The sequence below is a fragment of the Gordonia sp. (in: high G+C Gram-positive bacteria) genome (assembly GCF_049299075.1).
Classification (GTDB): Bacteria; Actinomycetota; Actinomycetes; order Mycobacteriales; family Mycobacteriaceae; genus Gordonia.
In genome coordinates this window covers 1-1,609 of record NZ_JBAQWU010000072.1, presented here as the reverse complement: position 1 = coordinate 1,609, position 1,609 = coordinate 1, and the positions used below count along the sequence as shown (strand labels likewise).

Here is a 1,609-nt window from a genome sequence, read left to right as displayed (position 1 = left end):
CCACCAGACGGCGTCGCGATGACCGTCGGCGCGCTCACGTCCGTGCCGAAAGGTGCGCTGGCGCAGCACCGGCAGTCGGCGGCGCAGGTCGATCAGTCGGCGGACGACGTCGAACAACTCCGTGTCGGGAGCCGACCAGTCGATCCAGCCGATCGGATTGTCCTGGGCGTAGGCGTTGTTGTTGCCGTCCTGGCTGTTCCCGATCTCATCGCCGGCCAAGAGCATCGGGACACCCTGCGCCACCAGCAGCGTCGCCAGCATGCCGCGGACCCGCCGGTCGCGGGCCTGGCCGATCAGCGGATCGTCGGTCGGCCCCTCGACACCGAGATTGTCCGAATGGTTGTCGTTGTGACCGTCGCGGTCGTCTTCGCCGTTGGCGGCGTTGTGTTTGTGCTCGTACGACACCAGATCGGCGAGAGTGAAGCCGTCGTGCGCGGTCACGAAGTTGATCGACGACGTCGCCGACCGCGCGGAATGATCGAAGACGCTCGCCGAGCCGAGCAGGCGGGAACCGAGATCGGCGTCGCCGAGGGTGACCTCGCCGCGCCACAGCCGCCGGATGTCGTCGCGGAATCTGTCGTTCCATTCGCTGAACGGGTGGGGGAAGTGCCCCAGCTGGTAGCCGCCGGGCCCGAGATCCCAGGGCTCGGCGATCAGCTTCACCCCGGCCAGCACCGGATCTTGCTGCACGGCGGTGAAGAACCGGCCGTCGGGCGTAAAACCGTCGTCGGTGCGACCCAGCGTCGTGGCGAGGTCGAAGCGGAATCCGTCAACGCCGAACTCGGTCGCCCAATACCGCAGACTGTCGAGGACGAGCTGCAGCACCGGCGGTCGGTCGACGGCCAGCGTGTTGCCGGTACCCGTATCGTCGACGTAGCGGCGCCCATCCTGGTCCAGGCGGTAGAACGTACGGTTGTCCAGACCGCGCAGGGACAGGGTCGGGCCCCGCTCGTCACCCTCGCCGGAATGGTTGTAGACGACGTCGCAGATCACCTCGATCCCCGCCTCGTGCAAGGTGTGGACGAGGGCCCGGAACTCGGCGCGCGCATCGGTGTGGGCGTACCGCGGGTCGGGCGCGAACCACCCGATCGGCTGGTAGCCCCAGTAGTTCGTCAGGCCCTTGTCGACGACGTACTGGTCGTCGAGGAAGGCCTGCATGGGTAGCAGCTCGACGGCGTTGACGCCCAGTGCTCTCAGGTGCTGGAGAATCGCCGGATGCGCCATACCCGCGTAGGTGCCGCGAAGCTCGGGCGGCACGTCGGGGTGGGCGGCGCTGATGCCTTTGACGTGCGCCTCGTAGATGATCAGCTCGGACAACGGGTGGCCGGGCCGATTCGCGCGCGGATCGGGTCCGGGCACGCTGGCGGCGACGATGCCCTTCGGCACGACTGCTGCGCTGTCGCGACGGTCGATCAGCTGTGCACCGTCGGGTCCGGTGGTGAATCCGGACATCAGCCCATCTGAGCGCAGCGGCCCGTCCAGCGCGCGGGCGTACGGGTCGACCAGCAGTTTGGCGGGGTTGAATGGTCGTCCGTCGCCGGGATCGTCGGGGCCGTGGGCGCGCAGACCGTACCGCGTGCCCGGCGCGATCCCGGCAATGTGGGCATGG

Annotated in this window: 1 protein-coding gene; it reads right to left on the bottom strand. The window is 68.6% G+C overall.

Annotated elements, in window-relative coordinates:
- On the bottom strand, positions 1-1,609 hold a 1,609-nt coding region (gene glgX, locus WAW85_RS02590; protein ID WP_422558097.1), incomplete at both ends, for a glycogen debranching protein GlgX.